Consider the following 20,020-nt stretch of genomic DNA (forward strand, 5'->3'; position numbering starts at 1 on the left):
GGCATGCATGGCCAAGGATGACAAGGCCGCCGCGGTTGCCGACATCGTCGAACGGTTCAACTCGTCGACGGCGACGGTCGTCACCGAGTACCGAGGACTCTCGGTGACCAACCTGGCCGAGCTGCGGCGGTCGCTCGGCGACACCGCCAGCTACCGCGTTGCCAAGAACACGCTGGTCAAGCGTGCCGCGGCAGAGGCGGGCATCGAGGGTCTCGACGAGATGTTCGTCGGACCGACCGCGATCGCGTTCGTCAAGGGTGAGGCCGTCGACGCCGCCAAGGCGATCAAGACCTTCGCCAAGGAGAACAAGTCGCTGGTCATCAAGGGCGGCTACATGGACGGCCGTGCGCTGTCCGTGGACGAGGTCAACCGCATTGCGGACCTCGAGTCGCGCGAGGTGCTGCTGGCCAAGATGGCCGGCGCGATGAAGGCGAATCTGTCCAAGGCGGCCGGCCTGTTCAACGCTCCGGCGTCGCAGGTGGCCAGATTGGCAGCCGCGCTGCAGGAGAAGAAGGCCGGAAGCGACGACCCGGACACCGCGTAACTCACCACAACCACCAGCCAAGAAGTAAAACCCAGGAAGGACCACATCATGGCCAAGCTGTCCACTGACGACCTGCTCGACGCGTTCAAGGAACTGACGCTGCTGGAGCTCTCGGAGTTCATCAAGAAGTTCGAGGAAACCTTCGACGTCACCGCCGCCGCGCCGGTCGCCGTCGCCGGGCCCGCCGCTGCGGCCGCGCCCGCCGAGGCCGCCGAGGAGCAGTCCGAGTTCGACGTCATCCTCGAGGGTGCCGGTGACAAGAAGATCGGCGTCATCAAGGTCGTCCGCGAGATCGTTTCCGGTCTGGGCCTCAAGGAGGCCAAGGATCTGGTCGACGGCGCCCCCAAGCCGCTGCTCGAGAAGGTCTCCAAGGAAGCCGCTGACGAGGCCAAGGGCAAGCTCGAGGCTGCCGGCGCTTCGGTCACCGTCAAGTAGTAGTCACGTCACCTGTAGGGCTGGTCTGGCAAACAGACCGGCCCTACAGTCGTTTTGGGCGGTTGTACCGACCGAGTGTTGTCGCGCGGGGCCGTAGGTTACAGTGACTCAAGCCACAGGCGGGGAACATGTGGCGTGGCGTCTGGTACTGGCGAGAGGAATTCGCGTGGGCATTGGCATTCAGGTTGAAGGATTGACGAAGTCCTTCGGTCCCCAGCGAATCTGGGAGGACGTGACGTTTGACCTCCCCGCGGGTGAGGTCAGCGTTCTGCTCGGCCCGTCCGGTACCGGTAAGTCGGTGTTCCTCAAGTCGCTGATCGGCCTGCTGCGCCCGGAGCGCGGCAAGATCATCGTCGACGGCACCAACATCATCGAGTGCTCGGCCAAGGAGCTCTACGAGATCCGCACGCTGTTCGGCGTGATGTTCCAGGACGGCGCACTGTTCGGCTCGATGAGCCTCTACGACAACACCGCGTTCCCGTTGCGTGAGCACACCAAGAAGAAGGAATCCGAGATCCGTCAGATCGTGATGGAGAAGCTGGACCTGGTGGGCCTCGGCGGTGACGAGACCAAGTTCCCCGGTGAGATCTCCGGCGGTATGCGCAAGCGCGCGGGCCTGGCCCGTTCCCTGGTGCTGGATCCGCAGATCATCCTCTGCGACGAGCCGGACTCCGGTCTGGACCCGGTCCGTACTGCCTACCTGTCGCAGTTGCTGATCGACATCAACGCCCAGATCGACTGCACGATCCTGATCGTGACGCACAACATCAACATCGCCCGCACCGTCCCCGACAACATGGGCATGCTGTTCCGCAAGAAGCTGGTGATGTTCGGGCCCCGCGAGGTGCTGCTGACCAGCGACGAGCCCGTGGTCAAGCAGTTCCTCAACGGTCGGCGCCTCGGCCCGATCGGGATGTCCGAGGAGAAGGACGAAGGCACGATGGCCGAAGAGCAGGCCATGGCCGATGCCGGACACCATGACGGTGGTGTCGAGGAGATCGAGGGTGTGCCGCCGCAGATCCAGGCGACACCGGGCATGCCGGAGCGCCAGGCGGTCGGTCGCCGTCAGGCCCGGGTCCGCGAGATCATGCACACGCTGCCGCCCGCCGCGCAGGAAGCCATCCGCGACGACCTCGAAGGCACCCACAAGTACGCCGCCCACGAATTCGGGGGCGAGCCCGCCGTCCACCACCGCGCCGTCGACGACGACGCCCCCACCGGCCGCATCCCGGTGGCTGGCGATCGCTGACTGACACACTCACCGGGTAAGCGCCCGTCCGGCAATGCCGGGCGGGCGCGCTCATGTTTGGGCACTGCCTGTCTGAGCTGGCTACGGCCACCACCGGCACCAGCAGCTTTGCGCGCTCGCGTGTGCCGATCTTCGGTGACGAGGCGCCTACCGTTGCTAATTCAGCGGAAATTCGACAGAAACAAGTCTGTACCGCGCACTGGGTAGCGGACAAACTGTCGACCTCTACTCGAGAGTGCCGGACAAACCGCAGATCTCGCATGTTTCTCTACGGCCGTCAATTTTTTCGGCAAGGGGTATTGCTAAGTTGTTGTGATCGCCTATACAGTTTGCCAGAATCGCGCTTTCGTGTTGAAACTCCCTAGTCGAGAGTTTCCGCGCCAGCACTCCGCGATTGTCGAACAGGAGGAGCATGGTCGACCGCTATCGGGTCTGGCTGGGGGCAGGCGTACTGGCGGGGGGTGTTTCCGCAGCCATGTTGGCAGGGGCCGGCGTGGCTACGGCAGACGACGGATCGGCATCACGTTCGGATACCACGCGGTCCTCGGGATCCAAGGATTCGAACGATTCCAGCGACTCAGGCGGGGCTGACAAGAAGCCCGACCGGACGTCTCGCGCGGACTCCGCGAAGGATTCTGCCGATGACTCGGACACCTCGACCGGCGGCGACGACCGTGACAAGCGCGGCATCGACGTAGGCGACGACTCGGTCTCGGACGACACCGACGACCTAGACACCGACGAGGCCGACGACCTAGACACCGACGACACCGACGACACCGACGACACCGACGACACCGACGACACCGACGTCACCGACGTCACTGACGACGAGGCTGGGTCCGGATCCACAGACGTCGAGCAGGAGACGCCGGGGCGTAGCCCAGACGTTCCGACGGACACCGGTGGGAAGCACCGGGCACCCGACATCGAGCCCGAAACCGCCGACGTCGATCCCGAACCTCCTGCCGATGACGTCGCCGCCGCACCGGTCGATGAGAAAGAGTCCGAACCAGCCGTCGACCCTGCCGCCCCTGCCGAAGCGCCGAGCAATTTCGTCTCGAGCATCGAGGCTGACATCACCAGCGACGACGGCGCCGCGGTGATGCGGGCGGCCGCGCAGAGCGTGCCCGGGCTGGACTCCACCCCGTCGGAGTTGCTGGCGTTGCTGAACAACGTGGGCTCGCTCGTCTACAACTTCTACACCAGCGCCGTGCAGTTCCTCGCAGGTCCGGCGCGTGCCCCTTTCGGCAGCAACGTGCGCGTCGAGAGGTCGTCGTTGACGATCGGCAACGACGTCGACGTTTCCGCGGATTGGTACTTCCCCGACAACGACGAGCCGCCGACCGGGTTGATCTACTTCCAGCACGGATTCCTCGCCACCGCGTCGTTCTACAACGCGACGGCGGCGTACCTGGCGGACAAAACGAACAGCATCGTCGTCGCACCGACCCTGACGTGGAACATCTTCGACACAGCGAACTACCCGTTGATGCTGCCGGAGACCCATCGCGCGATCGCCGACCTGTTCGGCGGCGACCGGGCCGCACTCAATGCCAGCGCGCAGGCCGCGGGGTTTTCCGGGACATTGCCCACGAGGGTGGTGCTGGCGGGTCATTCGGCAGGCGGCGGCCTGGTCGCCGGCACCGCCGGATATATGGCCGAGTTCGGGACCGCCGACGACCTGGCCGGTGTGGTGATGTTGGACGGAGCCGGGCACCTCGACCACATGAGCTCTGATCTGGCCAAGATCCCGCATTCGATTCCGGTCTACAACCTGGCTGCCGAACCGTACAGCTGGAACACTTTCGGGGACGCCAACATGCGACTTGCGCAGGAACGGCCGGGAATGTTCACCGGGGTGGTGGTCGACGGCGGCAAGCACTCCGACTCGATGCAGAGCAGCAACCCGGTCATTCAGTTTGCTGCATACATGGCCACCGGCTTTTCGTCCCCGCTGAACATCACGGCCAACCAGATCCTCGCCTCCGGCTGGATCAACGATATGTTCCGCGGTGCCCACACCACCGGCCTGTACGGCTCCTCGGGCTCCACACTGAGCGTCGTCGTCGGCTGGTGGACGACATCAGCGCAGGTAGTGCCGGGCAAACCCGTCGAGCTCAGCTTCGTCGACACGGTGTACGCATGCCTGCTCAACCCGACCACCCCGAACTGCGGCTACCTGCCGTTCTGGGAGTCGACAGCGGCGGACAGCACTGCGGCGCGGCGTTCGGAGACTTTCGCGGCCTGATCGCCGAAACTCACGCCGTGAGCCGCCCCACCGCGATACTGTTTGCCAGATTTGGACGGGGGCAACGATGTTCGACCGGATGTCGATGATGGTGGGTGCGGGCGTGGTCACCGCCGGTGTCTTGGCAGCCATGCTGTCCGGCGCCGGAGTGGCAATGGCTGACAGCGAGACCGGCGCCGGCAGCGAGTCGTCGACGTCGGACACCTCGGATCCGGGCGGCGCACGCAGCGAGCCGGACGACTCCGGTACGCCTCCTCCCAAGACCCGGGACCGCAGCCGGGATGACGCCGACACCGACGCCGATGTCGACACTGAGGCCGACCCGGATACTGAGGCCGACCCGGATACTGAGGCCGACCCAGATACTGAGGCCGACCCAGACATCGAGGTCGATCCAGACACTGAGGCCGACCCAGACATCGAGGTCGATCCAGATACTGAGGCCGCCCCAGACATCGAGGTCGATGCAGACACTGAGGCCGACCCAGACATCGAGGTCGATCCAGACACCGCGGCCGATGTCGCGCAGGAGCCTGACGTCGTCGACGTGGACTCGAGTGCAGAGATCGACGACACCGCGGTCGACGAAGCGGATACGACGACGGCCGAAGTCGACGAGCCCGTCGCCGACGTCGCAGAGCCCGTCACCGGGGAAACCGAGCAGCCGGGCGGGTCGGCCGACACGGCCGTCGCACTCAGGAAGGCGTCCCCGGCGGACGACGCCACGGCGAAACCCACCCCCGCAGAGACCCGGCTCGCCATGGTGACCACCACGATCGACGAGCCCTCGGCGCAAGCCGCCGCCCCGCGACAGACACTGCTCAGCATCGTCGGGACGATCGTCTTCAACCTGTACTCGTTCGCCGTCAGGGTGTTCGGCGGCCCACCGCTGCTCCCCTGGGGCAGCACAACCACGGTGCGTACCTCCCGGTTGGCTATCGACTGCGGTGACGGCTACGAGGTACCGGCCAACTGGTATGTCCCTGAAGGTCCGGCCCCGACCCGGCTGATCTATCTGCAGCACGGGTTCCTGGCCGCTGGGCCGTTCTACAGCTACACCGCCACCCGGCTGGCCGAGGCCACCGGCAGCATCGTCGTCACGACGACCCTGACCTCGAACTTCCTGGCCTGTGACGGATGCTGGGTCGGCGGCTCGCCGATGCACCGCGCGGTGGCGGACCTGTTCGTCGACGGCAACACCGCCCTCGCCGACAGCGCGCACGCGGCCGGCTACAGCCCGGCGCTGCTGAACGGGGTGCACGATGTTGTCCTCATCGGACACTCCGCCGGAGGCGGGCTGGCCGCAGGAGCCGGGGGATATATGGCCGATAACGGCACGATCGACCGGCTGGCCGGCGTGGTGATGCTCGACGGCGTCGGCTTCGGCGACGTGGTGCCCGAGGCCCTGACCAAGCTGCCCGACGAGGTGCCGATCTACAACCTCGCCGGCAAGGCCTACTTCTGGAACATGAACGGATCCTCGGGCATCGCGCTCGAGGAAGCGCGCCCCGGCGAGTTCACCGGCGTGCGACTGGTCGGGGGCCTGCACTCGGACACGATGCTGGGCGGCAACCCGCTGGTCCAGGCCGGCCTGAACCTGGTCACCGGCTGGTCGAGGGTCGAGAACGTCAAGGCCGCCGAGGTCCTCAGCGCGGCCTGGATCAACGACATGTTCGCCGGGGCGCCGACGCCGGGGTCGCGCTACTACGGTGCCGCCGGTGACCTACTGGAGATCGACACACCGCGGGGCACCGCCACCGCGTACGTGATGCCCGGTCCGCCCCAGCGGCTGACCCTGATCGACAGGGTGTTCCAGTTCTTCTCGAACCTCGTGTTCGGGATCAACTTCGAGACCTGCGTCGTGCCCTCGGCAGAAAACGGCCCTCTTTCTGCACCCAACACGGCGTTATCTCTTGACGAAGGGGCAAAACCGGGCCAATCTATTGCCCAGCGATGCATGCAGGGATGAGAGTGACCAGGGACGCCAGCCAGCGCCCCACCGTCTCGGGCGTGCAGAACGCCGGCGGCGTTTGAGGAATAGGCCGTCCTGCGGTACTGTTGGACGTTGCGCTGGCTGCATCCTGCCCACCTCACCCGCCTACGACATCGTGGACTACGCCTGAGCCCTTTGCTCAGTGATCTAGTTGCGTGCCGTGCGTCAGAGTTGCGGTCCTGATCGGCCAGCCGAACCGACGCAGATATCGCGGCAAATGGTCCGGTCCTATCCGGTTCCTGATAGTCGCATGAGGTGCTGGAAGGATGCATCTTGGCAGGGTCCCGCCAGATCGAGGCAACAAATTCCGTAGTAGGTTCCACCAATAACTCCGTTCCCGGAGCACCCAATAGAATTTCCTTCGCCAAGCTCCGCGAGCCTCTCGAGGTTCCGGGGCTGCTCGACGTTCAGACCGACTCGTTCGAGTGGCTGATCGGTTCCGAGCGGTGGCGCGCCAATGCCGCGGGTCGCGGTCTGGTGAGCCCGGTCGGTGGCCTCGAAGAGGTCCTCACCGAGCTGTCCCCGATCGAGGACTTCTCCGGCTCGATGTCGCTGTCTTTCTCCGATCCGCGCTTCGACGAGGTCAAGGCCCCGGTCGACGAGTGCAAAGACAAGGACATGACGTACGCGGCGCCGCTGTTCGTCACGGCCGAGTTCATCAACAACAACACCGGCGAGATCAAGAGCCAGACGGTCTTCATGGGCGACTTCCCGATGATGACCGAGAAGGGCACCTTCATCATCAACGGCACCGAGCGTGTCGTGGTGAGCCAGCTCGTCCGTTCGCCCGGGGTGTACTTCGACGAGTCGATCGACAAGTCCACCGAGAAGACGCTGCACAGCGTCAAGGTGATCCCGGGCCGTGGTGCGTGGCTGGAGTTCGACGTCGACAAGCGCGACACCGTCGGCGTCCGCATCGACCGCAAGCGCCGCCAGCCGGTCACCGTGCTGCTCAAGGCGCTGGGCTGGACCAACGAGCAGATCGTGGAGCGCTTCGGCTTCTCCGAGATCATGATGGGCACGCTGGAGAAGGACAACACCGCAGGCACCGACGAGGCGCTGCTGGACATCTACCGCAAGCTGCGCCCGGGCGAGCCGCCGACCAAGGAGTCCGCGCAGACCCTGCTGGAGAACCTGTTCTTCAAGGAGAAGCGCTACGACCTGGCACGGGTGGGCCGCTACAAGGTCAACAAGAAGCTCGGGCTGAACGTCGGTGAGCCGATCACCAGCTCGACGCTGACCGAAGAGGACGTCGTCGCGACCATCGAGTACCTGGTGCGGTTGCAGCAGGGCGACAAGACGATGACCGCGCCCGGCGGGGCAGAGGTGCCCGTCGAGACCGACGACATCGACCACTTCGGTAACCGGCGCCTGCGCACGGTCGGCGAGCTGATCCAGAACCAGATCCGCGTCGGCCTGTCCCGGATGGAGCGTGTCGTCCGCGAGCGGATGACCACCCAGGACGTCGAGGCGATCACGCCGCAGACCCTGATCAACATCCGTCCCGTGGTGGCGGCGATCAAGGAGTTCTTCGGCACCAGCCAGCTGTCACAGTTCATGGACCAGAACAACCCGCTGTCGGGTCTGACCCACAAGCGCCGCCTGTCGGCGCTGGGCCCCGGCGGTCTGTCCCGTGAGCGTGCCGGACTCGAGGTGCGCGACGTGCACTCCAGCCACTACGGCCGGATGTGCCCGATCGAGACCCCCGAGGGGCCGAACATCGGTCTGATCGGATCGCTGTCGGTGTACGCGCGGGTGAACCCGTTCGGCTTCATCGAGACCCCGTACCGCAAGGTGGTCGACGGGGTTGTCACCGATGACGTCGAGTACCTGACGGCCGACGAGGAGGACCGCCACGTCGTGGCGCAGGCCAACTCGCCGATCGACGAGAACGGCCGATTTGTCGAGGACCGCATCCTGGTCCGCCGTAAGGGCGGCGAGGTGGAGAATGTCTCCAGCTCCGAGGTCGACTACATGGACGTCTCCCCGCGCCAGATGGTGTCGGTGGCCACGGCCATGATCCCGTTCCTCGAGCACGACGACGCCAACCGTGCCCTGATGGGTGCCAACATGCAGCGTCAGGCGGTTCCGCTGGTGCGTAGTGAGGCACCGCTGGTCGGCACCGGTATGGAGCTGCGTGCCGCGATCGACGCCGGCGACGTCGTCGTCGCCGACAAGGCGGGCGTCATCGAGGAGGTCTCGGCCGACTACGTCACCGTGATGGCCGACGACGGCACCCGGCACACCTACCGGATGCGCAAGTTCGCCCGCTCCAACCACGGCACCTGCGCCAACCAGCGTCCGATCGTGGACGCCGGGCAGCGTGTCGAGTCGGGGCAGGTCCTCGCCGACGGGCCGTGCACCGAGAACGGTGAGATGGCGCTGGGCAAGAACCTGCTCGTGGCGATCATGCCGTGGGAGGGTCACAACTACGAAGACGCGATCATCCTGTCGAACCGTCTGGTCGAAGAGGACGTGCTCACCTCGATCCACATCGAGGAGCACGAGATCGACGCCCGCGACACCAAGCTCGGCGCCGAGGAGATCACCCGGGACATCCCGAACGTCTCCGATGAGGTGCTGGCCGATCTCGACGAGCGCGGCATCGTCCGCATCGGCGCCGAGGTCCGCGACGGCGACATCCTGGTCGGCAAGGTCACGCCCAAGGGTGAGACCGAGCTGACCCCCGAGGAGCGCCTGCTGCGTGCCATCTTCGGTGAGAAGGCCCGCGAGGTCCGCGACACCTCTCTGAAGGTGCCGCACGGTGAGTCCGGCAAGGTCATCGGCATCCGCGTGTTCTCTCGCGAGGACGACGACGAGCTGCCCGCCGGCGTCAACGAACTGGTCCGCGTCTACGTGGCCCAGAAGCGCAAGATCTCCGACGGCGACAAGCTCGCCGGACGCCACGGCAACAAGGGCGTCATCGGCAAGATCCTGGCGGTCGAGGACATGCCGTTCCTTCCGGACGGCACCCCGGTCGACATCATCCTGAACACCCACGGTGTGCCGCGACGGATGAACATCGGCCAGATCCTCGAGACACACCTCGGCTGGGTGGCGAAAGCCGGCTGGAACATCAACGTGGCTGAGGGAGTCCCGGACTGGGCGTCGAAGCTGCCCGAGGAACTGCGTTCCGCAGAACCGGACAGCATCGTGGCCACGCCGGTCTTCGACGGCGCCCGCGAGGGTGAGTTGGAGGGCCTGCTGGGTTCGACGCTGCCCAACCGCGACGGTGACGTGATGGTCAACGCCGAGGGCAAGTCGCAGTTGTTCGACGGCCGCAGTGGTGAACCGTTCCCGTACCCGGTGACGGTGGGCTACATGTACATCCTGAAGCTGCACCACCTGGTCGACGACAAGATCCACGCCCGCTCGACCGGTCCGTACTCGATGATCACCCAGCAGCCGCTCGGTGGTAAGGCGCAGTTCGGTGGTCAGCGCTTCGGCGAGATGGAGTGCTGGGCCATGCAGGCCTACGGCGCCGCCTACACGCTGCAGGAACTGCTGACCATCAAGTCCGACGACACCGTCGGACGCGTCAAGGTGTACGAGGCCATCGTCAAGGGTGAGAACATCCCCGAACCCGGTATCCCGGAGTCGTTCAAGGTGCTTCTCAAGGAACTGCAGTCGCTGTGCCTCAACGTCGAGGTGCTGTCGTCGGACGGCGCCGCGATCGAGATGCGTGACGGTGACGACGAGGATCTGGAGCGCGCTGCTGCCAACCTCGGGATCAACCTGTCCCGCAACGAATCCGCATCTGTTGAGGATCTCGCTTAACAGCGTCTCCTTCTTTGTGATTGATAGTTATCTAGTCCCGCAAGGGGAAAGGGAGTTACGTGCTAGACGTCAACTTCTTCGATGAACTCCGCATCGGTCTGGCCACCGCGGACGACATCCGTAACTGGTCCTACGGCGAGGTCAAGAAGCCCGAGACCATCAACTACCGCACTCTCAAGCCCGAGAAGGACGGCTTGTTCTGCGAGAAGATCTTCGGACCGACTCGCGACTGGGAGTGCTACTGCGGCAAGTACAAGCGGGTGCGCTTCAAGGGCATCATCTGTGAGCGCTGCGGCGTCGAGGTCACCCGGGCCAAGGTGCGGCGTGAGCGGATGGGCCACATCGAGCTGGCCGCCCCGGTCACCCACATCTGGTACTTCAAGGGCGTCCCGTCGCGCTTGGGCTACCTGCTGGATCTGGCGCCCAAGGATCTCGAGAAGATCATCTACTTCGCCGCGTACGTGATCACCGCGGTCGACACCGAGATGCGGCACAACGAGCTGTCCACCCTCGAGGCCGAGATGGCCGTCGAGCGCAAGGCCGTCGAGGATCAGCGCGACGCCGACCTGGAGGCCCGGGCCCAGAAGCTCGAGGCCGACATGAAGGAACTCGAGGAAGAGGGTGCCAAGTCCGACGTCAAGCGCAAGGTGCGCGACGGCGGCGAGCGTGAGATGCGCCAGCTCCGTGACCGGACCCAGCGTGAGCTGGACCGGCTCGAGGAGATCTGGACGACGTTCACCAAGCTGGCACCCAAGCAGCTGATCGTCGACGAACTGCTCTACCGCGAGCTGCAGGACCGCTACGGCGAGTACTTCGAGGGCGCCATGGGCGCGGAGTCGATCAAGAAGCTCATCGAGAACTTCGACATCGACGCCGAGGCCGACTCGCTGCGCGACACCATCAAGAACGGCAAGGGACAGAAGAAGCTGCGTGCGCTCAAGCGGCTCAAGGTGGTCGCGGCGTTCCAGAGTAACCGCAACTCCCCGATGGGGATGGTGCTCGACGCGGTTCCGGTGATCCCGCCGGAGCTGCGCCCGATGGTGCAGCTCGACGGTGGCCGCTTCGCGACCTCCGACCTCAACGACCTGTACCGCCGCGTGATCAACCGCAACAACCGCCTCAAGCGACTGATCGACCTCGGTGCGCCCGAGATCATCGTCAACAACGAGAAGCGGATGCTGCAGGAGTCGGTGGACGCGCTGTTCGACAACGGCCGTCGCGGCCGGCCCGTCACCGGGCCCGGTAACCGTCCGCTGAAGTCGCTGTCCGATCTGCTCAAGGGCAAGCAGGGCCGGTTCCGTCAGAACCTGCTCGGCAAGCGTGTGGACTACTCGGGCCGCTCGGTCATTGTCGTCGGTCCGCAGCTCAAGCTGCACCAGTGCGGTCTGCCCAAGCTGATGGCACTCGAGCTGTTCAAGCCGTTCGTGATGAAGCGTCTCGTCGACCTGAACCACGCGCAGAACATCAAGAGCGCCAAGCGCATGGTCGAACGTCAGCGTCCCCAGGTGTGGGATGTCCTCGAAGAGGTCATCGCCGAGCACCCGGTGCTGCTGAATAGGGCACCGACACTGCACCGTCTGGGAATCCAGGCCTTCGAGCCGCAGCTGGTCGAGGGCAAGGCCATCCAGCTGCACCCGCTGGTGTGTGAGGCGTTCAACGCCGACTTCGACGGTGACCAGATGGCTGTGCACCTTCCGCTGTCCGCGGAGGCGCAGGCCGAGGCGCGCATCCTGATGCTGTCGTCGAATAACATCCTGTCGCCCGCGTCCGGCCGCCCGTTGGCCATGCCGCGTCTGGACATGGTGACCGGCCTGTACTTCCTGACCACCGAGATCGACGGTGATATCGGCCAGTACGTGCCTGGGGCCAAGGACGAGCCGGAGTCCGGCGTGTTCAGCTCCCCGGCCGAGGCCATCATGGCGATGGACCGCGGTGGGCTGTCGGTGCGCGCCAAGATCCGGGTGCGGCTGACGCAGTTGCGTCCGCCGGCCGAGATCGAGGCCGAGCAGTTCCCCGACGGCTGGAAGCTGGGCGATCCGTGGATCGCCGACACGACGCTGGGCCGGGTGCTGTTCAACGAGCTGATGCCGCGGGGCTATCCGTTCGTCAACGAGCAGATGCACAAGAAGGTGCAGGCCCGGATCATCAACGATCTGGCCGAGCGCTACCCGATGATCGTCGTCGCACAGACCGTCGACAAGCTCAAGGACGCCGGCTTCTACTGGGCGACCCGAAGCGGGGTCACGGTCTCGATGGCCGACGTGTTGGTGCCGCCGCAGAAGCAGGAGATCCTGGACCGCTACGAGAAGGAAGCGGACGCAATCGAGAAGAAGTACCAGCGTGGCGCGCTGAACAAGACGGAGCGCAACGAGGCACTGGTGAAGATCTGGCAGGACGCCACCGAAGAGGTCGGTAAGGCTCTGGAGGAGTACTACCCCGAGGACAACCCGATCATCACGATCGTGAAGTCCGGCGCGACGGGCAACCTCACCCAGACCCGCACCCTGGCCGGCATGAAAGGTCTGGTGACCAACCCGAAGGGCGAGTTCATCCCGCGGCCGATCAAGTCGTCGTTCCGCGAGGGCCTGACGGTGCTGGAGTACTTCATCAACACCCACGGTGCTCGTAAGGGTCTGGCCGACACCGCGCTGCGTACCGCCGACTCGGGTTACCTGACCCGTCGTCTGGTCGACGTCTCGCAGGACGTCATCGTGCGCGAGACCGACTGCGAGACCGAGCGCGGCATCAACGTCACGCTGGCCGAGCTGCAGGAGGGCGGGCCGCTGGTCCGCGATCAGCACATCGAGACCTCCGCCTACGCGCGGACGCTGGCCACCGACGCGGTCGACACCGACGGCAACGTCGTCGTCGAGCGTGGTCACGACCTGGGTGACCCGGCGATCGACGCGCTGTTGGCGGCCGGCATCACCGAGGTCAAGGTCCGCTCCGTGCTGACCTGCGCCACCGGCACCGGCGTGTGCGCGATGTGCTACGGCCGTTCGATGGCGACCGGCAAGCTGGTCGACATCGGCGAGGCTGTCGGCATCGTGGCCGCGCAGTCCATCGGTGAGCCCGGCACGCAGCTGACGATGCGTACCTTCCACCAGGGTGGTGTCACCGGTGGCCAGGACATCGTCGGTGGTCTGCCTCGGGTTCAGGAGCTGTTCGAGGCCCGCGTTCCGCGTAACCGTGCCCCGATCGCCGACGTCTCCGGACGGATCCGCCTGGAGGAGAGCGACAAGTTCTACAAGATCACCATCGTTCCCGATGACGGGGGCGAGGAGGTCGTGTACGACAAGCTCACTCGCCGCCAGCGGCTGAAGGTGTTCAAGCACGACGACGGCTCCGAGCGTCTGTTGACCGACGGCGACCACGTCGAGGTCGGCCAGCAGTTGCTGGAAGGCTCCGCCGACCCGCACGAGGTGCTCCGCGTCCAGGGCCCCCGCGAGGTGCAGATCCACCTCGTCAAGGAGGTCCAGGAGGTCTACCGCGCCCAGGGTGTGTCGATCCACGACAAGCACATCGAGGTCATCGTCCGGCAGATGCTGCGGCGCGTCACGATCATCGATTCGGGTGCGACGGAGTTCCTGCCCGGCTCGCTGACCGAGCGCGGCGAGTTCGAGGCCGAGAACCGTCGGGTGGTCGCCGAGGGCAACGAGCCCGCGGCAGGTCGTCCGGTGCTGATGGGCATCACCAAGGCGTCGCTGGCCACCGATTCGTGGCTGTCGGCGGCGTCGTTCCAGGAGACCACTCGGGTGCTGACCGATGCGGCGATCAACTGCCGCAGCGACAGGCTCAATGGTCTGAAGGAGAACGTGATCATCGGCAAGCTGATCCCGGCCGGTACCGGCATCAGCCGCTACCGCAACATCCAGGTGCAGCCGACCGAAGAAGCCCGCGCTGCGGCGTACACGATCCCGTCCTACGAGGATCAGTACTACAGCCCGGACTTCGGCCAGGCGACCGGTGCTGCGGTGCCGCTGGACGACTACGGCTACAGCGACTACCGCTAGTCACCCTCTCTGCGCGAGCAGACGTAAAGGTCCCCGCACGCTCGGCGTGTCGGGGACTTTTGCGTCTGCTGGGCATTCCACAGCCCGGGCTTTGTCCACAGGTGATACCTCAACTCCCTGGCGGTGGCGTTGCGGGGCGGCAGGCTCTACCCGTGATCCTGGACGACGTGTTCGAGCCTTCCGGCCTGGCCACCCGGGAACAGTTGCTGTCGGTGCTGAGCCGCAAGACGCTCGCCGCGCACTTAGAGGCCGGCGCCCTGGAACGGGTGTGGCACGGGGTGTATGCGCAGCGGCCACCCGATCTCGACATGCGGCTGGCTGGGCTGGATCTGATGACAGGCAAGAGGATCGTCGCCTGCATGCACACTGCGGCGACCATTTACGGGTTCGCCACCGAGGCTGACCCGCGAATCCACATCCTCGACCCCGGCGTGCGGATGCGGCCCAACTCCGGGTTGATGGTCCACCAACGGCTCGGCGCGCCGCTCCGGCGTGTCGGTTCTCGCCTGGTGACAGCGCCGGCGTGGACCTCGGTGGAGACTGCCCGCGCACTGCGACGGCCCCGGGCGCTGGCGACTTTGGACGCGGCGCTGCGCTCCGGTGCCTGCACTCGGGGTGAGATCGAGGCCGCCATCCGCGAGCAGAAGGGCCGGCGCGGCATCGTGAACGTCAGGGAACTGGTGGTGCACGCCGACGAGCGAGCGGAGTCGGCGATGGAAAGTGAGACTCGGTTGGTGTTCATCGACGGCGGTCTGCCCAAACCCGAGCTGCAATACGAAATCATCGACCGATGCGGGAAACTCTGGCGGGTCGATTTCGCCTGGCCGTGGGCCGGTGTCGTCGCCGAGTACGACAGCATGGAATGGCATGCCAACCCAACGGCGTGGAAACGCGACCGCGTGAAGTACACGCGCTTGGGCGAATGCGGTTGGACGGTGGTGCCCGTCGTCGTCGACGATGTTCGGCGCCATCCCACAGACCTCGTCTCACGCGTGCAACGACATCTCGATGCCGCCCGCCTCGCCGGCTGAGCAGACCCCACCCTTTCTGCGCGAGCAGACGTGAAGGTCCCGCTGTGCTCGGCGTGTCGGGGACATTTGCGTCTGCTCGCGCAGGAAGCTGTCGTCGGCCCGCACCACTAGACTCGACTCCGTGCTCATTGGTTCCCACGTTCACGGTGATGATCCCCTGGCCGCAGCGCAGGCTGACGGCGCCGACGTGGTGCAGTTCTTCCTCGGCAACCCGCAGAGCTGGAAGAAGCCGCCACCGCGTGAGGACGCCGAGGTCCTGAAGGCCTCTCCGATGCCGATCTACGTGCACGCGCCGTACCTGATCAACGTCGCCTCGGCGAACAACCGGGTCCGGATTCCGTCCCGCAAGATCCTGCAGGACACCTGCGACGCGGCATCGGAGATCAACGCCACCGCCGTCATCGTGCACGGCGGCCACGCCGACGACAACGACATGGATGCCGGCTTCGAGCGCTGGGTCAAGGCGCTGGCAAGCCTGAAGACCGACGTGCCCGTCTACCTCGAGAACACCGCCGGTGGCGACCACGCGATGGCCCGGCACTTCGACACGATCGCCCGGTTGTGGGACCACATCGGGGACAAGGGCATCGGGTTCTGTCTGGACACCTGCCACGCCTGGGCAGCCGGAGAAGCACTTGTCGACGCCGTGGAGCGGATCAAGGCGATCACCGGCCGGATCGACCTGGTGCACTGCAACGACTCGCGGGACGCCGCGGGATCGGGTGCAGATCGGCACGCCAACTTCGGCGCCGGCCAGATCGATCCACAGCTGCTGGCGGCGGTGGTCAAGGCGGCTGACGCCCCGGTCATCTGCGAAACGTCCGACGAGGGCCGCAAAGACGACATCGCGTTCCTGCGGGAGCACATCAACTGACGAAGGCCCGTTGATCACACTTCGATAGCTGAACCGACCTTGAACGGCGGGTGGCTTCGCGGTTAATTAGGCTTACGCCGGGAACAACTGTGGTCCCCGCGTCGAAAGGCCGATGTGTCCGCAATTGACCAGTCGTCGATTGCGCTGACGCACGTCGAGGACACCGAGACCCCGCTACCGACCCGGCGCCACCGATGGCTGCGCATCGTGCGGTGGATGGCCATCGTCGTGTGGGCGACCGTAGTGGTCTGGCGGACGGTCACCGACGGCTTTGCGTTCAACCGCGAACTGCTGCTGGTGTACATCTGCACCGGTCTTGCCGCCGCCAGCATCGGTCAGGGCCGGCGGGTGCTGTATGTCGTCCGCGACTGGTTGCCGTTCGCCCTCATCTTGATCGCCTACGACCTGAGCAGGGGCGCGGCGACCATGGTCGGGCGGCCCACGCTGTGGCACTGGCAGGCCGACATGGACCGGATGATGTTCTTCGGGGTCATGCCCACGGTGTGGCTGCAGGAGCAGCTGAAACAGTCGGAACCCCCCTGGTGGGAGGTGGTGATCAGCAGCGTCTACATGTCGTTTTTCATCCTCCCGTATGTGATCGCCGGCATCCTGTGGCTGCGCGACCGCGAGGAGTGGAAGGCGTTTGTCCGGCTGTTCGTCGGCATGAACCTGATCGCACTGGCCATCTATGTGCTGCTGCCGGCCGCCCCGCCGTGGGCCGCGGCCAGGTGCACCGCGGACGACGTCGAAGGGGGGCCGTCGGGTCCGCGGTGCATGTTCCGGTCCGCGCGGGGTGTCGAGGACGGCAGCGTTCTCGGGGCGATGCAGTCCTCGCAGGACGGCGCCAACGAGTGGATCGAACGCATCGTCGGCCGCGGCTGGAGCAACCTGAACCTGCACTCGGCCAGCGCGCTCCTCGACCAGGGGCAGGCCAGCGTCAACCTGGTGGCGGCGATCCCGTCGCTGCACGCCGGGATGTCGGCCGCGCTTGCGGCGTTCCTGTGGCATCGGGTGCATCGCGCATGGCGTCCGCTGTTGGTGGCCTACCCGCTGGTGATGGCGTTCACGCTGGTCTACACGGCCGAGCACTATGTGATCGACCTGCTGCTCGGATGGGCACTGGCGGCGGTGGTGATCGCCGGACTCGCATGGTTCGACCGGCGACGGCGACGGCTGACCGAGAACCAGGGCGTGGAGCCGGTGTCGACGTCCTGACCCCCGGCTATTACAGGTTCTTGTGCAGTTGTCGAAATGATGTAACAGTGTCTGCATGCCGGAAACGCATGTCGTCACCAACCAGGTCCCGCCGCTGGAGAACTTCAACCCGGCCGTTTCACCGATGCTGGCCGAGGCGCTGGTCCGGGAGGGCGGGGGATGGGGCGCCGACGAGGTCGCCGAACTCGGCACGCTGGCGGGCAGCCCGCGCGCCCAGCGGTGGGGTGAGCTGGCCGACCGACACCGGCCGATTCTGCACACCCACGACCGCTACGGACGCCGGGTCGACGAGGTGGAGTACGACCCGGCTTACCACGAGCTGATGACGGTGGCGGTGTCGCACGGTCTGCACGCCGCGCCGTGGGACGACGACAGACCCGGCGCGCATGTCGTGCGCGCAGCCAAGACCTCGGTGTGGACGCCGGAACCCGGCCACATCTGCCCCATCTCGATGACCTATGCCGTGGTGCCCGCGCTGCGTCACAACCCGGAGCTGGCCGCACTCTACGAACCGTTGCTGACCAGCCGGGTCTACGACCCCGCGCTCGCGGTGCCCACGACCAAGCCGGGCATCACAGCCGGGATGTCGATGACCGAGAAACAGGGCGGCTCCGACGTCCGCGCCGGCACCACCGAGGCCACCCCCAACGGCGACGGCACCTACCGGCTCACCGGGCACAAGTGGTTCACCTCGGCCCCGATGTGCGACATCTTCCTGGTGCTTGCGCAGGCCAAGAACGGCCTGAGCTGCTTCTTCCTGCCACGCATCCTGCCCGACGGCACCCGCAACCGGATGTTTCTGCAGCGGCTGAAGGACAAGCTGGGAAATCACGCCAACGCCTCGAGTGAGGTCGAGTACGACGGCGCGACGGCGTGGCTGGTCGGGGAGGAAGGCCGGGGCGTCAAGACGATCATCGAGATGGTCAACCTGACCCGGCTGGACTGCACCCTGGGTAGCGCGACCAGCATGCGCACCGGCCTGATGCGCGCAGTCCACCACGCGCAACACCGTCAAGCGTTCGGCGCCTACCTGATCGACCAGCCGCTGATGCGCAACGTGCTCGCCGACCTCGCTGTCGAAGCCGAGGCTGCGACCACGCTGGCGATGCGGATGGCCGGTGCCACCGACCGGGCGATACGCGGGGATGACCGCGAAACCCTGCTGCGACGGATCGGGCTGGCCGCCGCAAAGTACTGGGTGTGCAAGCGGGCGACGCCACACGCGGCTGAAGCGATGGAATGTCTCGGCGGCAACGGCTACGTGGAGGACTCGGGGATGCCGCGGCTGTACCGCGAGGCCCCGCTGATGGGCATCTGGGAGGGGTCGGGCAATGTCAGCGCGCTCGACACGTTGCGCGCCATCGCGACCCGGCCCGAATGCATCGACGTGCTGTTCGACGAACTCGACGCCACCACCGGCCACGATCGGCGACTGGACGCCCATGTCAGCGGTCTGCGCGACGCGCTGGGCGAAGACCTCGCAACCGTCCAGTACCGCGCCCGCAAGATCGCCGAGGACATCTCGCTGGCGCTGCAGGGTTCGCTGCTGGTGCGTTACGGGCATCCCGCCGTGGCCGAGGCGTTCCTGGCCAGCCGGCTCGGCGGGCAGTGGGGGGGTGCGTTCGGCACGCTTCCGGCCGGCCTGGATCTGGCGCCGATCATCGAGCGGGCGGAGATCAAAGCGTGACCCATGCGATCAGGCCGGTCGACTTCGACAACCTGAAGACGATGACCTACGAGGTCACCGACCGGGTCGCCCGGATCACGTTCAACCGCCCGGAGAAGGGCAACGCGATCGTCGCCGACACCCCGCTGGAACTCTCGGCGCTCGTCGAGCGCGCCGACCTCGACCCCAACGTGCACGTGATCCTGGTGTCCGGGCGGGGCGCCGGCTTCTGCGCGGGTTTCGACCTGTCCGCCTACGCCGAGGGGTCCTCGTCGGCCGGGGGTGGCAGCCCCTACCGCGACACCGTGCTCTCCGGTAAGACGCAGGCGGTCAACCACCTGCCGGATCAGCCGTGGGATCCGATGATCGACTACCAGATGATGAGCCGCTTCGTTCGCGGGTTCGCCAGCCTGATGCACGCCGACAAGCCGACCGTGGTCAAGATCCACGGCTACTGCGTGGCCGGCGGCACCGACATCGCACTGCACGCCGATCAGGTCATCACCGCGTCCGACGCCAAGATCGGCTACCCACCCACCCGGGTGTGGGGTGTTCCCGCCGCCGGGCTGTGGGCACACCGCCTCGGTGATCAACGCGCGAAACGTCTCCTGCTGACCGGTGATTGCATCACCGGGGCGCAGGCCGCCGAATGGGGGCTGGCGGTGGAGGCCCCCGACCCCGCCGACCTCGACGAGCGCACCGAGCGTCTGGTACAGCGGATCGCCGCCATGCCGATCAACCAGCTGATGATGGTGAAGCTGGCGATGAACAGCGTGCTGTACCAACAGGGCGTGGCCAACAGCGCGATGGTCTCGACGGTGTTCGACGGCGTCGCTCGCCACACCCCCGAGGGGCACGCCTTCGTCGCCGACGCGCGCGAGCACGGTTTTCGGGACGCGGTGCGTCGGCGCGACGAACCGTTCGGCGACCACGGCCGTGCCACCTCCGGAGTCTGACGGTGGCGCAGCCGGT

General features: G+C 66.1%; 12 protein-coding genes. All 12 read left to right on the forward strand.

The genetic code is table 11. The features are described 5' to 3' along the window. Positions 1–7 precede the first annotated feature (7 nt). The 12 genes from rplJ (at position 8) to BEMPMBAN_RS23350 (ending at position 20,004) form a co-directional block, all read left to right on the forward strand. The gene (rplJ, locus tag BEMPMBAN_RS23295; RefSeq protein WP_159233633.1) at positions 8–544 is read left to right on the forward strand and encodes a 50S ribosomal protein L10; all 537 of its coding nucleotides are present in this window, start codon (positions 8–10) and stop codon (positions 542–544) included. A gap of 48 nt (positions 545–592) precedes the next feature. Then, positions 593–979, forward strand: a complete 387-nt coding sequence (gene rplL / locus BEMPMBAN_RS23300) for a 50S ribosomal protein L7/L12 (RefSeq protein ID WP_159233634.1) — start codon at positions 593–595, stop codon at positions 977–979. Positions 980–1,145: 166 nt separating this feature from the next. Next, complete coding sequence (locus tag BEMPMBAN_RS23305) at positions 1,146–2,228, forward strand: ABC transporter ATP-binding protein (RefSeq protein WP_159233635.1); 1,083 nt, start codon at positions 1,146–1,148, stop codon at positions 2,226–2,228. Between the two features lie 412 nt (positions 2,229–2,640). Further along, positions 2,641–4,479 carry an alpha/beta hydrolase gene (locus BEMPMBAN_RS23310; protein WP_200846094.1) on the forward strand — a complete coding sequence of 613 codons (1,839 nt, stop codon included), beginning with the start codon at positions 2,641–2,643 and terminating at the stop codon, positions 4,477–4,479. A 67-nt stretch (positions 4,480–4,546) separates the two neighbouring features. Further along, the gene (locus tag BEMPMBAN_RS23315) at positions 4,547–6,448 is read left to right on the forward strand and encodes a hypothetical protein (RefSeq protein WP_159233636.1); all 1,902 of its coding nucleotides are present in this window, start codon (positions 4,547–4,549) and stop codon (positions 6,446–6,448) included. A gap of 279 nt (positions 6,449–6,727) precedes the next feature. After that, complete coding sequence (rpoB, locus tag BEMPMBAN_RS23320) at positions 6,728–10,249, forward strand: DNA-directed RNA polymerase subunit beta (RefSeq protein ID WP_159233637.1); 3,522 nt, start codon at positions 6,728–6,730, stop codon at positions 10,247–10,249. Positions 10,250–10,308: 59 nt separating this feature from the next. Beyond that, on the forward strand, positions 10,309–14,262 hold the full coding sequence (locus BEMPMBAN_RS23325; protein ID WP_159233638.1) for a DNA-directed RNA polymerase subunit beta': 3,954 nt from the start codon (positions 10,309–10,311) through the stop codon (positions 14,260–14,262). Positions 14,263–14,414: 152 nt separating this feature from the next. Further along, complete coding sequence (locus BEMPMBAN_RS23330) at positions 14,415–15,293, forward strand: type IV toxin-antitoxin system AbiEi family antitoxin (protein ID WP_159233639.1); 879 nt, start codon at positions 14,415–14,417, stop codon at positions 15,291–15,293. Between the two features lie 121 nt (positions 15,294–15,414). Continuing rightward, positions 15,415–16,167, forward strand: coding sequence for a deoxyribonuclease IV (locus BEMPMBAN_RS23335; protein ID WP_159233640.1), 753 nt, complete (start codon positions 15,415–15,417; stop codon positions 16,165–16,167). Positions 16,168–16,281: 114 nt separating this feature from the next. Beyond that, entirely contained in the window at positions 16,282–17,382 is a 1,101-nt protein-coding gene (locus BEMPMBAN_RS23340) for a phosphatase PAP2 family protein (RefSeq protein WP_200846095.1), read from the forward strand. Positions 17,383–17,437: 55 nt separating this feature from the next. Further along, positions 17,438–19,069, forward strand: a complete 1,632-nt coding sequence (locus tag BEMPMBAN_RS23345) for an acyl-CoA dehydrogenase family protein (RefSeq protein WP_159233641.1) — start codon at positions 17,438–17,440, stop codon at positions 19,067–19,069. Further along, positions 19,066–20,004, forward strand: a complete 939-nt coding sequence (locus BEMPMBAN_RS23350) for a crotonase/enoyl-CoA hydratase family protein (protein WP_159233642.1) — start codon at positions 19,066–19,068, stop codon at positions 20,002–20,004. Before BEMPMBAN_RS23345 ends, BEMPMBAN_RS23350 begins: the two co-directional genes overlap by 4 nt. The last annotated feature ends 16 nt before the right edge of the window (positions 20,005–20,020 follow it).

The organism is Mycolicibacterium austroafricanum, assembly GCF_902705885.1.
GTDB lineage: Bacteria > Actinomycetota > Actinomycetes > Mycobacteriales > Mycobacteriaceae > Mycobacterium > Mycobacterium vanbaalenii_A.